Origin of the sequence: Nocardiopsis potens DSM 45234, assembly GCF_000341105.1 — a bacterium.
In the GTDB taxonomy this organism is placed as follows: Bacteria; Actinomycetota; Actinomycetes; order Streptosporangiales; family Streptosporangiaceae; genus Nocardiopsis_A; species Nocardiopsis_A potens.
Map to the genome: position 1 here is coordinate 21,233 of NZ_ANBB01000085.1, position 12,858 is coordinate 34,090.

9 protein-coding genes are annotated in these 12,858 nt (G+C 76.3%); 5 read left to right on the plus strand and 4 right to left on the minus strand.

The window, feature by feature from the left end; genetic code table 11:
- Positions 1-39 precede the first annotated feature (39 nt).
- Both D459_RS0128480 and D459_RS0128485 read right to left on the minus strand, forming a co-directional pair.
- Positions 40-873 carry a hypothetical protein gene (locus tag D459_RS0128480; protein ID WP_017596399.1) on the minus strand — a complete coding sequence of 278 codons (834 nt, stop codon included), beginning with the start codon at positions 871-873 and terminating at the stop codon, positions 40-42.
- Between the two features lie 230 nt (positions 874-1,103).
- Entirely contained in the window at positions 1,104-1,874 is a 771-nt protein-coding gene (locus D459_RS0128485) for a FadR/GntR family transcriptional regulator (RefSeq protein ID WP_017596400.1), read from the minus strand.
- A gap of 263 nt (positions 1,875-2,137) precedes the next feature.
- Here D459_RS0128485 and D459_RS0128490 point away from each other — a divergent pair, with 263 nt between their 5' ends.
- The 5 genes from D459_RS0128490 to D459_RS0128510 all read left to right on the plus strand — a co-directional run bounded on the left by D459_RS0128490 (position 2,138) and on the right by D459_RS0128510 (position 7,489).
- Positions 2,138-3,016, plus strand: a complete 879-nt coding sequence (locus D459_RS0128490; protein WP_017596401.1) for a fumarylacetoacetate hydrolase family protein — start codon at positions 2,138-2,140, stop codon at positions 3,014-3,016.
- Positions 3,017-3,288: 272 nt separating this feature from the next.
- Positions 3,289-4,035, plus strand: coding sequence for a (Fe-S)-binding protein (locus D459_RS0128495; protein WP_017596402.1), 747 nt, complete (start codon positions 3,289-3,291; stop codon positions 4,033-4,035).
- On the plus strand, positions 4,032-5,513 hold the full coding sequence (locus D459_RS0128500; protein WP_017596403.1) for a lactate utilization protein B: 1,482 nt from the start codon (positions 4,032-4,034) through the stop codon (positions 5,511-5,513). The genes D459_RS0128495 and D459_RS0128500 overlap by 4 nt, the downstream gene beginning before the upstream one ends.
- Complete coding sequence (locus D459_RS0128505; RefSeq protein ID WP_017596404.1) at positions 5,510-6,157, plus strand: LutC/YkgG family protein; 648 nt, start codon at positions 5,510-5,512, stop codon at positions 6,155-6,157. Before D459_RS0128500 ends, D459_RS0128505 begins: the two co-directional genes overlap by 4 nt.
- Positions 6,158-6,328: 171 nt before the next feature.
- On the plus strand, positions 6,329-7,489 hold the full coding sequence (locus D459_RS0128510; protein ID WP_017596405.1) for an acyl-CoA dehydrogenase family protein: 1,161 nt from the start codon (positions 6,329-6,331) through the stop codon (positions 7,487-7,489).
- 1,866 nt (positions 7,490-9,355) lie between these two features.
- On the opposite strand, the gene D459_RS0128515 is transcribed toward D459_RS0128510, so the two are convergent.
- The gene (locus D459_RS0128515; RefSeq protein ID WP_017596406.1) at positions 9,356-10,411 is read right to left on the minus strand and encodes a lipoate--protein ligase family protein; all 1,056 of its coding nucleotides are present in this window, start codon (positions 10,409-10,411) and stop codon (positions 9,356-9,358) included.
- Between the two features lie 61 nt (positions 10,412-10,472).
- Entirely contained in the window at positions 10,473-12,686 is a 2,214-nt protein-coding gene (locus tag D459_RS0128520; RefSeq protein ID WP_017596407.1) for a chorismate-binding protein, read from the minus strand.
- Between the last annotated feature and the right edge of the window lie 172 nt (positions 12,687-12,858).

The window sequence follows — 12,858 nt, forward strand, 5'->3', positions numbered from 1 at the left end:
CCCGGTGCGGCGGGCGCGGCCGGCGGCCCTGGAGCGGGGTCAGTCGGCGGCCCGGGCCGGTGCGGCCAGGGCCGCGACCGCTTCGACGAAGGCGCGGCAGCGGGCGAACTCGACCGGGGTGAAGGGGACCTGCCCGCGGTGGAGGGTCAGCGTCCCGCCGCCGGGGACGGCCAGGGTCATCGCGGTGCCGGCCAGGCCCTCGGTGTCCTCTCCCTCCCGCCGGGGGCCGCCGCGCACCGCGCCGTCCGCGCCGACCAGGGCCGCCAGTGCGCCGTCCGGCTCCATCCCGCCGGCCGCGACGGCGGCGGCCAGGGAGAGGGCCCGGCTGGTGGTGTCGCTGAGCTCGCGCACCTCGGCCGGTTCCACCACGGGGTCCCGGCCTCCGGCGCGCAACACCGCCCCGCGCAGCCGGTCCGGCCCCACCCGGGCCGGGGCGGTCAGGTAGAAGTCGTCCACCGCCCGCCCGGCTCCCGGGTGCACCTGCACCAGGCGGATGTCCACGCCCAGCCCGGCCAGCCGGGAGGTCAGCGCGGCCAGCCCGCCGGGCAGGTCCTCCACCGCCACCCGCAGCCGCCACAGCCGCTCGCCGCCGGTACCGCGCGGCCGGCGCGCCGGCCGCGGCCCGCCCCGGTGCTGCCTCCGCCAGCGGTGGGCCGAGGAGATGAGCACCAGGGCGGCGCCGAGGCCGATCAGCAGGGCTCCGCCGCCCTCGCTGTGCCCGAGTGCGATCACCAGGAGGTGCGCCGCGCCGCCGGCCAGCAGCAGCGCCCCGATCTCCAGCGCCTCCCGCCCCAGGAACCCGCGGCGTTCGGCGGTCCCGGTCGTGCTCTCCGGACCTGCGGTGTCCGGTCCGTCTGCTCCGTCTGCTCCCATGGCGGCGATGGTGCCCGACCGGTGTTGCGGGCGATCGCGCCCGCATGACGCGGCCGTTACCGGGCGGCGTGAGCCCCCTCACCCGGCCCGGCGGCGCCGCCTCCGGCACCGGGTCCGGCGGGCGGTCCGCTCGGCGGCGTCCCCGGGGGCCGCCGGGGCAGGCGGGCGGGAAAGCCGGCAGGGAAAGGGGCGCGGGTGCGGGAGGGCGCCCGCCCTTCCCGGCGGCGGTCTCAGGCGGGTTCGGGGCGGGGGGCCTGCTCCGTTCCGTCCGGGCGGTCGCCCTTCTCCCGATCGAGGTCGCAGCGGAGCCAGCGCTCGACCTCCATCACGTGCATGGTGGCGGCGGCGCGGGCGGCGTCCGGGTCGCGGGCGAGCAGGGCCTGGTAGATGCGCTGGTGGTCGTCGCGGAGGCGGGCGGTCTGCCCGGCCTCGCGGTGGCCGCTCCACACCCGGGCGTTGAAGGTGCGCGAGGAGAGCCCGTCGTTGATCGCGGCCAGCGTGGCGTTCCCGGTGGTCTGCACGATCGCCTGGTGGAAGGTGAGGTCGGCGGCGACGGCCTCGCGCTCGCCGCCGCCCTCCGCCATCCGCTCCAGGATGGCGCCGATCCGCCGCAGCTGCTCGTCGGTGGCGCGGGCGGCGGCCAGCGCGGTGGCGGCCGGCTCCAGCATCCGGCGCACCTGGAGCACCTCGATCAGGGTGTCGCCCTGGGAGATCTCGGCCAGCACCGAGAAGGTCTCCAGCAGGTCGCCCGGGCGCAGGCCGGTGACGTAGACGCCGGCGCCGTGCCGCACCTCCAGCACGCCCAGGGTGGTCAGGGTGCGCACCGCCTCGCGCAGCGAGCTGCGCGACACTCCGAACGCCGCGGACAGCTCCCGCTCGGTGGGCAGCCGGTCGCCGGGGCTCAGCTCGCCCTCGGCGATCATCTCCTTGATCCGCTCGACCGGTCGCCGGGTCACCGGCATCCGCGCCGCGGCGCCTCGCAGGCCGTCAGAGGTGGTCACGCAGGGTCCTTCCGCTCCGGCGGGCCGGTGGCGCGGGGCCGCCGGGATTCTCGTCCTCTTCTCTTTCGCACACCATCTTGACACCACTCTCGCACTGCACGTAGAAGAGATCAGACCACTTACCCGACCCCTCTCGGGTGAGACCGAGGCGAACCGGCTATTCAACGTCGATCGGCCGACAGCCACGAACGACTCATCAGACCAATCGACGCGATCTCGGTGCGGTCCGCCGCCCGAGAGCCGCCGCTGGACGGGAGAACGCCTTGAAATTCCTGCGCATCGGTGCGCCCGGAGCGGAGCGCCCCGCGGTGCTCTCCGCCGACGGGACCCCGCTGGACATCTCCGGCATCACCCCCGACGTCGACGGGGCCTTCCTCTCCGGGGACGGCCCGGACCGGGTCCGCGCGGCCCTCGCCGGGGGCGCGCTGCCCCCGCTGGAGGGCGCGGCCGGCGCCGGGCGGGAGGGCGGGCCGCGGGTCGGCCCCCCGGTCGCCCCGGACGGCAAGCTGATCGGCATCGGCACCAACTACTCCGACTATGCGGCGGCCACCGGCGCCGAGCCGCCGGAGCGCCCCATCGTGTTCATCAAGCCCACCGACACCGTGGTGGGCCCCTACGACCGGGTGCTCATCCCGCGCGGCTGCTCCGCCACCGACCACGAGGTGGAACTGGCCGTGGTGATCGGCCGGCACGCCCGCTACCTGGCCTCCGAGAAGGAGGCCGCGGCCGCCGTCGCCGGCTTCACCATCGCCAACGACGTCACCGAGCGGGAGCACCAGTTCGGCCACGGCGGGCAGTGGGGCAAGGGCAAGTCCTTCGAGACCTTCACCCCGCTGGGCCCCTGGCTGGTCACCCCGGACGAGCTGGACGGCGGCGGCGCCGCGCCGCTGGGGCTGCGGCTGCGTGTCAACGGCTCCCTGGTCCAGGAGGGCAGCACCGGGGCGATGCTGTTCGGCGTCGCCTACCTGGTCCACCACCTCAGCCACTTCATGGCGCTGCGCCCGGGCGACGTCATCATCACCGGCACCCCCGCGGGCCCGGCGATGACCCGGCCGGGCACCCCCTACCTGCGGGAGGGCGACGTGATGGAGCTGGAGATCGACGGGCTGGGCACGCAGCGGCAGCTGCTGGCCGCGGCCTGAACCGCGGGGAGGGGCGCGGGCGGACGCCGTCCGCGCCCCTCCCCCGTGCTCCCGGTACCGCGAGGCCGCCGGCGGACCCCGGCGGCCCGCGGCGCCGGGGGGCACCCGCCGGGGCGGCGGGGCGGTGCGCCGACACGCCTCCCCGGAGCCGGGGCGCCGCCGCGCCCCGGTCTTAGAGTCGTCACCGACCGGTCCCGCGCCCCCACGAGGGCCTTGGCCGGACCGGCCCGCACCGGCCAAGGCGGGCCATGAGCGCACGGACGAGGGAGCGCATGCGGATCGCCCTGTTCATCACATGTGTCAACGACACGCTCTATCCGGACACCGGGCGCGCCGTCGTCCGGCTGCTGGAGCGGCTGGGCCACGAGGTGGTCTTCCCCGAAGCGCAGACCTGCTGCGGGCAGATGCACTACAACACCGGCTACCGGCGCGACGCCCAGCGGCTGGCGATCCGGTTCGTCACCGCCTTCGCCGGCACCGGGGCCGACGCGGTGCTGGCCCCCTCCGCCTCCTGCGCCGCGATGATCCGGGACAACCACCCCCGGCTCGCCGAGGAGGGCAGCCGGCTGGCCCGCGCCGCCGCGGAGCTCGCGCCCCGCGTCTACGACCTGTCCGAGCTGCTGGTCGACGTGCTGGAGGTGACCGACGTCGGCGCCTACTTCCCGCACACCGTCACCTACCACCCGACCTGCCACGGCCTGCGCCTGCTCCGCCTGGGCGACCGCCCCTACCGGCTGCTGCGCGAGGTGCGCGGCCTGGAGCTGAAGGAGCTGCCCGGCGCCGAGGAGTGCTGCGGCTTCGGCGGCACCTTCGCGGTGAAGAACCCCGACGTCTCCGCCGCGATGGGCACCGACAAGGCCCGCGGCATCGCCTCCACCGGCGCGGAGGTGGTGTGCGCGGTGGACAACTCCTGCCTGATGCACATCGGCGGCACCCTGCGGCGGGAGCGGGCCGGTGTGAAGACCGTGCACCTCGCGGAGATCCTCGCCTCGACCGAACAGGAGCCGGCCCGGGTATGAGCGGCACTTTCATCGGCATGCCGGCGTTCCCGGCGGCGGCCCGGCGGGCCGTGCAGGACGCCCAGCTCCGGCACAACCTGCGCAAGGCCACGCACACCATCCGCGGCAAGCGCGGCGAGGCCGTCGGCGAACTGGACGACTGGGCGGAGCTGCGCGAGGCCGGCCGGGCGATCAAGGACCGCACCCTGCGCCACCTGGACCGCTACCTGGAGCAGCTGGAGGAGAGGGCGACCGCGGCCGGCGCCACCGTGCACTGGGCGGCCGACGCGGAGGAGGCCAACGCCATCGTGACCCGGCTGGTGCGCGCCACCGGCGAGCGCGAGGTGGTCAAGGTCAAGTCGATGGCCACCCAGGAGATCGGGCTGAACGAGGCGCTCGCCCGCGCCGGCGTCACCGCCTACGAGACCGACCTGGCCGAGCTGATCGTGCAGCTCAGCGACGACTTCCCGTCGCACATCCTGGTGCCGGCGATCCACCGCAACCGCGCGGAGATCCGGGAGATCTTCGTTCGGCGGATGGCCGAGTGGGGGGTGCCGGCGCCGGAGGGGCTCGGCGACGACCCGCGCGAGCTGGCCGAGGCCGCCCGGGTGCACCTGCGGGAGAAGTTCCTGACCGCCAAGGTCGCGGTCTCCGGCGCCAACTTCGCGGTCGCCGAGACCGGGAGCCTGGTGGTGCTGGAGTCGGAGGGCAACGGCCGGATGTGCCTGACCCTGCCGGAGACGCTCATCTCCGTGGTCGGCATCGAGAAGCTCGTGCCGACCTGGGCCGACCTGGAGGTGTTCATGCAGCTGCTGCCGCGCTCCTCCACCGGGGAGCGGATGAACCCCTACAGCTCGGTGTGGACCGGGGCCACCCCCGGCGACGGCCCGCAGGACGTGCACCTGGTGCTGCTGGACAACGGCCGCACCGACACCCTGGCCGACCGGGTGGGCCGCCAGGCACTGCGCTGCATCCGCTGCTCGGCCTGCCTGAACATCTGCCCGGTCTACGAGCGCTCCGGCGGGCACGCCTACGGCTCGGTCTACCCCGGCCCGATCGGCGCGGTCCTCACCCCGCAGCTGCGCGGCGTGCAGGGGCCGGCGGAGGCGTCGCTGCCCTACGCCTCCTCGCTCTGCGGCGCCTGCTACGAGGTGTGCCCGGTGGCGATCGACATCCCGGAGATCCTGGTGCACCTGCGCGAGCGGGTGGCGTCCGGGCCCGGGCACGCCGCGGAGCGGGCCGCGATGTCCGCGGCCGAGGCGGTGCTGGGCGACCACCGGCTGCTGAACATGGCGCAGCGCGCGGCGTCGGCGGCGCGCGGCGCGGTGCCGCGCCGGCTGCCCGGGCCGGGCGCGGGCTGGACCGACACACGCGACATCCCGGACATCCCGCCCCGCCCGTTCCGGGACTGGTGGCGCGAGCACGAGAAGGAGCGCGCCCGGGGGGACGGCCCCGGTGCCGCCGGCGGGCGCGCGGACCGCGAGGGAGGGGAGCGATGACCGGCTCGCGGGAGAGGATCCTGGCCCGGGTGCGCGCCGCCCTGTCCGACGTGCCGCGCGGCGAGGCGGCCGAGGACGTCCGGGTGCCGCGCGGCTACCGGCGCGCGCACGGCCAGGGCCCCGCGCTGGACCTGCTGGCCGACCGGTTGGAGGACTACCGGGCGCTGGTGCGCCGGGTGCCCGCCGCCGGGGTCGGCGAGGCGGTCGCCGAGGCGCTGCGGCGGCGCGGCGCGTCCCGGGTCGCCGCGCCGGACGACGCCCCGGAGGAGTGGTTCGCCTCCTGCCCGGCGGAGGTGGTGCGGGACGCCCCGCTCGGCGAGGGGCCGCCGCTCGGCGTCGCCGAGCTGGACGCGGTGGACGGCGTGGTCACCGGCTGCTCGGTGGCGATCGCCGAGACCGGCACCATCGTCCTGGACACCGGCGAGCACCAGGGGCGCCGCGCCCTCACCCTGGTCCCCGACTACCACCTGTGCGTGGTCCGGGCCGGCCGGGTGGTCGACTCGGTGCCGGAGGCGGTGGCCCGGCTGTCCCCGGCCCTGCCCCAGACCTGGATCAGCGGCCCCTCGGCCACCAGCGACATCGAGCTGCAGCGGGTGGAGGGCGTGCACGGCCCGCGCACCCTGGAGGTGCTGATCGCGGAGTAGCGGGCCCGGGGCCCGGGCCGGGGGCCGTTGACCCGACCGGGGGCGGACCGTGAGACTGTGCCCGGCAAGTGACCCGGGTCTCATTCCGGAGGCGGTGGCGAGGTCCCCTTCCGTCGCCGTGGCCCCTCCCCGAGCCGCGGCTCGGGCCGAACACGGATGAGAGCGTGAGCGATGACCTCTGCCGGAGCCCCCGCCGACCTGTGGAACACCCCGGAGCGCACCGCCCTCCGGGAGACCGTGCGCGCCTTCGCGGCCAAGGAGGTCCTGCCGCACATCGAGGAGTGGGAGGACACCGGCGAGCTGCCCCGGTCGCTGCACCGCGCCGCGGGCGGCCTGGGCCTGCTCGGCCTGGGCCAGCCCGAGCGGGTCGGCGGGGCCGGGGAGTCGATCGACCAGCTCGTCGCCTCCGAGGAGCTGATCCTGTCCGGTGTCCCCAGCGGGGTGCTGGCCTCCCTGTTCACCTGCTCCATCGCGCTGCCCGCGCTGGTGCGCAGCGGGCGCGAGGACCTCGCCCGCGACTACGTCCGGCCCGCGCTGGCCGGGGAGAAGGTCAGCGCGCTCGGGATCACCGAGCCGGACGCCGGGTCCGACGTGGCCGGGCTGCGCACCCGCGCGGTCCGCGACGGCGACCACTGGGTGATCAACGGGTCCAAGACGTTCATCACCTCCGGCCACCGGGCCGACTTCGTCACCGTGGCGGCCCGGACCTCCGGCGCCGGGCACCGGGGCATCTCGCTGTTCGTGGTCGACCGGGGAACGCCCGGCTTCTCCGCCGTCCGCAGGCTCGACAAGATGGGGTGGCGCTGCTCCGACACCGCCGAGCTGTCCTTCACCGACGTGCGGGTGCCGGCCGACCGCCTCGTCGGCGAGCAGGACACGGGGTTCTTCCAGATCATGCACCAGTTCGCGGCGGAGCGGATCGGCATGGCCGTGCAGGCGTGCGCCATCGCCCAGCGCTGCGTCGAGCTCAGCGCGCGCCGGATGCGCGAGCGGACCGCGTTCGGCGAGCCGCTCGCCCGCCGCCAGGTGCTGCGCCACCGGCTCGCCGAGATGCACCGGCGCACCCAGGTGGCGCGGGCCTACGTGCGCTGGATCGCCGAGCGCGCCCAGGCCGGCGAGGAGCCGGTCGCCGAGGTCGCGATGGCCAAGAACACCGCCACCGAGGCGCTCGACCAGGTGGTCGACGGCGCCGTCCAGCTGCACGGCGGAGAGGGGTTCCTCCGCGGCAGCGAGGTCGAGCGGCACTACCGCGACGCCCGCGTGTTCAGCATCGGCGGCGGAACCTACGAGGTGATGAACGAGGTCATCGCCAAGCACCTGCCGCTGCACTGAGGCGGCCGCCGGGAACCGGACGGCCGGTCGGTCAAGCGCGGCACCCCACAGGGTGCAGGTACAAGCGGGCGGCGACGGCGGCAGTGGGCACCGGCCGGTCGGTCCGGCGCGGCACCCCACGGGGCGAGGGATCAAGCGGGCAGGGGCACCGGCCGGTCAGTCCGGCGCGGCACCCCACGGGGCGAGGGATCAAGCGGGCAGGGGCACCGGCCGGTCAGTCCGGCGCGGCACCCCACGGGGCGAGGGATCAAGCGGGCAGGGGCACCGGCCGGTCGGTCCGGCGCGGCACCCCACGGGGCGAGGGTTCAAGCGGGCAGGGGCACCGGCCGGTCGGTTGGGCGCGGCACCCCACGGGGCGAGGGTTCAAGCGGGCAGGGGCACCGGCTGGTCGGTTGGGCGCGACGTCTCGCAGAGCGGGGGTTCAAGCAGGCGGCGACGGCGGAGGCAGGGGCGGGGCGGAGGCGGTCGCCCGAGCGCGGCACCCCATGGGGGCAGGTACAAGCGGGCGGCGACGGCGGCAGTGGGCACCGGCCGGTCGGTCCGGCGCGGCACCCCACGGGGCGAGGGTTCAAGCGGGCAGGGGCAGCGGCTGGTCGGTTGGGCGCGACGTCTCGCAGAGCGGGGGTTCAAGCAGGCGGCGACGGCGGAGGCAGGGGCGGGGCGGAGGCGGTCGCCCGAGCGCGGCACCCCATGGGGGCAGGTACAAGCGGGCGGCGACGGCGGCAGTGGGCACCGGCCGGTCGGTCCGGCGCGGCGCCCCGCGGAGCGGAGGTTCAAGCGGGCAGCGAAGGCGGCGGTGGAGACCGGCCGGTCGGTCGGGTGCGGCAGAGCAGAGCAGGGCGGGGCGTCGGGGCGGGTAGAGGGGGCGGGATCGCCGTGCCCGCGTCGCTTCGGTGTCTGGGGCGGCCACCCCTGAAACCACTGCACCTCTCTGACCTGGGTGAATACGCGGGGTGATGGCGGGGTGGGGCGCCCTGCGCACCGCGAGAGCACCCCGGTGATTCCCGGGCGCGCATCCTGGGTCGGATCGGGCCTCTGAGGGCTCGATTCGCCCTGTTCGGGCCGGTGATCGGGGGTTCGAGCCGCCCGCAAGGCCGCAAAGCAGGGGGCCGGAATCCGAGCAGGGGCGGCGCGGGGGCGAGATGTCGCTTTCGTTCCCCCGAGAGGCCCCGCTTGACCACTCTGGGTAATCGGCGAGAGGCGGGCGGAGGCCTCAGGGCTTACTACTCGCCGGTAGATGTAATCGGGGTGCCGCCGAGGTGCGCAGGGCACCCCCACTCCCGCCGCAAACCGGGCATACAGAGATAAGGCGCCCTGGGGGTGCGGGCGGGCCCGCCCGCACCCCGGCCCCGCGAGGCGCCGCACCCGGGCGACCACCTGCACCCCGGCCCTACCCTCGCCGTCGCTGCCGGTCTGAACCCCGGCCCCGCGAGACGCCGCGCCCGACCGACCGGCCGGTGCCCCACCCCGCCCGCTTGAACCCCCGCCCCGCGAGACGCCGCACCCGGGCGAGGCCTGCACCCCGCCCCTACCGCTGCCGTCGCCGCCCGTCTTGACCTTCACCCCGCGAGACGCCGCGCCCGACCGACCGGCCGGTGCCCCACCCCGCCCTCGCCGCCCGCTTGAACCCCCGCCCCGCGAGGCGCCGTGCCCGGGCGAGACCTGCACCCCGCCCCTACCCTCGCCGTCGCTGCCGGTCCGACCCTCGGCTCCGCGGGGCGCCGCGCCCGGGCGGGGTGCCTCCCGCCCCTCGGCCCTCCTCGAGTTCCTCGTTTTCCTCGTTGCAACGGCCATTTGACGACGGGGCGGGGTTCGGACAGGGCCTCGGCGTCGAGATCATCGCCCGGGGCTTCTCCCGCCGGCGGTCTAAGGGATGCGGGCGGTCCAGTCGCGGGAGCCGAACTTGGTGACCGCGAGCTCCTGGGCCAGGGACAGCTCCCCGGCGGTGATCTCGTCGTCGACCAGGCCGTGCCGGGCGCGGAACACACCGGTCATGGCGTCCATGACCTTCTCCCGGGGCAGGCCGGTCTGGCGGCGGAGCGGGTCGACCCGCTTCTGGGCGCTCTTGGTGCCCTTGTCCGACATCTTCTCCCGGCCGATGCGCAGCACCTCGGTCATCTTCTCGGCGTCGATGTCGTAGGCCATCATCGTGTGGTGCAGGACCGCCGAGCCGTGCGAGGAGACCCGCTTCTGCGCGGCGCCGGCGATCTTGCCGCCCTTGGAGGTGATGTCGTTCAGCGGCTGGTACCAGGCCTCCACGCCGACCTCGGCCAGGGCGCCCAGCACCCAGTCGTCCAGGAACGCGTAGCTGTCGGCGAACGGCATGCCCTGCACCAGCGCGGCCGGGGCGTACAGCGAGTAGGTGATGCTGTTGCCGGGCTCCTGGAACATGGCGCCGCCGCCGCTGATCCGGCGCACCACGGTCACGTCGTGCCGGCGGGCGCCGTCCGGGTCGACCTCGTTGCGCAGCGACTGGAAGCTGCCGATGACCACCGAGGGGCGGTCCCATTCCCAGAAGCGCAGCGTCGGCGGGCGGCGGCCCTCGGCGACCTCGCGGATGAGCACCTCGTCCAGGGCCATGTGCACCTCGGGCGGGTGCGGGCCGTCCTGGATCAGCCGCCACTCGTAGTCCCGCCAGGTGGTGGCGCGGCTCAGCGCGCGGCGCACCGCGACGCCGACCGCCTCCGCGGAGAACCCGACCATCATGGTCTCCTCCGGGAGCGCGGCCTCGATCCGGCGGCCCAGCGCGCGGGCGTCGGTGTCGGTCGGCGCCCCCTCCAGCGCGCGGTCGATGGCCTCCAGCGCCTCGTCCGGTTCCAGGAAGAAGTCGCCGGCGACGCGGACGTTGCGCAGCGCGCCGTCCACCGCGTCGAAGTCGACGACGACCAGCTTCCCTCCGGGGACCTTGTACTCTCCGTGCACGCCGATCTCCTGTTGTCCCGGGGCCGCCCCGTTGCGGACCCGCCGCGAAACCGACGCCAGCCTATGCGCCGGGGGCCGTCCCGGCCGGGGCCGGGCGGGGTGAGGTTCCTCGCCCGCCCTCCGGGGAAGAGGCCGCGGCCCCGGGCGGTTCGGCGCCCAGGCAGGCCAGTACGGCCGCGGCCTTGAGCAGCGTCTCCCGGTACTCCTCCTCCGGGTCGGAGAGCGCGGTGATCGCGCCGCCGGTGCCCAGCCGGGCGCCGCCGGGGTCGCAGACCAGGGTGCGGATGACGATGCTCAGGTCCGCGGTGCCGTTGAAGCCCAGGTAGCCCAGGCAGCCGGCGTAGGGGCCGCGCGGTTCGGCCTCCAGGGCGTCCAGCAGCGCCACGGTGCGCTCCTTGGGTGCGCCGGTCATCGACCCGCCGGGGAACAGCGCGCGCAGGCAGTCCAGCGCGTCCCGGTCGGCGCGGAGCCGCCCCTGCACCGAGGTGACCAGCTGGTGCACGGTGGCGTAGGACTCCACGCCCATCAGCCGGGGCACCTGCACGGTCCCGGGTTCGCAGACCCGGCCCAGGTCGTTGCGGATCAGGTCGGCGATCATCAGGTTCTCGCCGTGCGTCTTGACGTCGGCGGGCAGCCGCTCGGCCTCGGCCGCGTCCAGCAGCGGGTCGGAGCGGCGCGGGGCGGTGCCCTTGATCGGCTTGCTGTGCGCCCAGCCGGCGCCGTCCACGGTGAGGAACCGCTCCGGGGAGGCGCTGAGCACGGTGCGCGCCCCGGTGCGCAGGTAGGCGGCGTAGGGCGCGGGGTTGTCCCGGCGCAGCCGGCGGTAGGCGGCGAACAGGCCCTCCGCGGTGCGCGGCGCCCGGACGCCGATCCCGTAGGTGTAGCAGGCCTCGTAGCTCTCCCCGTCGAGCAGCCAGCGCTGTACCTCGGCCAGGTCGCGCAGGTAGGTGCGGCGGTCGACGCCGGGGCGGGCCCCTTCGGCGGGCGGTTCCGGGGCGGGGGGCGGCGGCAGCGGGGCGACGCCGCGCAGCCGCGCCAGGTAGTCGGCGAACCACTCCTCCGCCTCGGCGGCGGTGCCGCCGGCGTGCACCAGCCAGGCGGCGCCGGTGAGGTGGTCGACGGCGAGGAAGCGGCGGACGGTGAGGAACGCGGCGTCGGGGCCGCGCGGGTCGGGGCGGACCGGGCCGGCCCCGGCGCCGTCCGGTCCGGCGCCGCGGGCCGCGCCGTAGCCGAGGTAGCCGACCAGGCCGCCGAGGAAGGGCAGCGGGAAGGCGGCGGGGTCGACCCGGTCCGCCTCCAGCCGGCGGCGCAGCTCGCCGATGAGGTCGCCGCCGAGCGGCCGGACCTCGGTGCCGCGCACCTCCTCCAGGCGCGGGGCGCCGGGGCCGGCGGTGTAGCGCAGCAGCGGGTCGCGGCGGGTGTCCACCGAGCCGAGGAGGCTGTACCGGCCCATCCCGTAGGCGGTGCGGGCGCTGTCCAGCCAGAACGCGTGCTCGTCGGCGGCGTGCAGCGCGCCGAAGACGTCCTCGGCGGTGCCCGGCAGCCGCACCGGCAGGGTGTGCACCGGCGCGGAGGCCGTCCTCGGCGGGCGGGCGCCGGCGGCGGGGCGGGCCCGGGCGGGCCGGGCGCCGGCCGGGTCCGCCGCGCGCGGGGGCGCGCCCATCCGGAGGAAGTTGGCGATCAGCTCGCGGCCGTGCTCGGTCTCCACCGACTCGGGGTGGAACTGGACCCCGTGCAGCGGCCGGGTGCGGTGCCGCAGCCCCATGACGACGCCGTCGGAGGCGCGTGCGGTGACCTCCAGTTCGGCGGGGAGCGGTTCGGGGACGGCGAGCGAGTGGTAGCGGACGCAGCGGAAGCCCTGCGGCAGTCCGGCGAAGACGCCCTCACCGTCGTGCTCCACCCGGTCGACCCTGCCGTGCATGGCTTCGGGGGCGTGCTCGACGGCGCCGCCGAAGGCGGCGGCGAGGGCCTGGTGGCCGAGGCAGACGCCGAGCACCGGGCCGGGGAAGGCGGCGAGGAGCTCGGGGACGCGGCCGACGTCGCCGCCGCGCAGCGGGGTGCCGGGGCCCGGGGAGACGACCAGGTGGGTGTGGTCGGCGGCGAGGGCGGCGGCCGGGTCCACCTCGTCGTTGCGGACCGTGACCGGTTCGGCCCCGGCGACCTGCCAGATCAGCTGGTGCAGGTTCCAGGTGTAGGAGTCGTGGTTGTCCACGAGGAGCACGCGCGGGCGCGCGCCGGATGGGTGGGCCCCGCCGCCGTGCGGGTCGTCATGCATGCGTCGCCTCTCACCGACCAGCGGACCGACAGGTGGACAAAGGGGGCGGCCCCACCTTATCCACCCTGGTCCCGGTCGGCGGCGGCGCGGCTCGCGCACTCGGCGCCGTGCCCGGCCGGTCCCCGGGCGCTCCAGGCCCTGGGCCCCGCGGCCCTGCCGAGGGGCCCGGGAG

Excerpts from the sequence above, each read along its gene's own strand:
- D459_RS0128495 (WP_017596402.1), top strand. The coding sequence starts at position 3,289 with ATGCGGATCGCCCTGTTCATCACATGTGTCAACGACACGCTCTATCCG.
- D459_RS0128510 (WP_017596405.1), top strand. The coding sequence starts at position 6,329 with ATGACCTCTGCCGGAGCCCCCGCCGACCTGTGGAACACCCCGGAGCGC.
- D459_RS0128505 (WP_017596404.1), top strand. The coding sequence starts at position 5,510 with ATGACCGGCTCGCGGGAGAGGATCCTGGCCCGGGTGCGCGCCGCCCTG.
- D459_RS0128500 (WP_017596403.1), top strand. The coding sequence starts at position 4,032 with ATGAGCGGCACTTTCATCGGCATGCCGGCGTTCCCGGCGGCGGCCCGG.
- D459_RS0128520 (WP_017596407.1), bottom strand. The coding sequence starts at position 12,686 with ATGCATGACGACCCGCACGGCGGCGGGGCCCACCCATCCGGCGCGCGC.
- D459_RS0128480 (WP_017596399.1), bottom strand. The coding sequence starts at position 873 with ATGGGAGCAGACGGAGCAGACGGACCGGACACCGCAGGTCCGGAGAGC.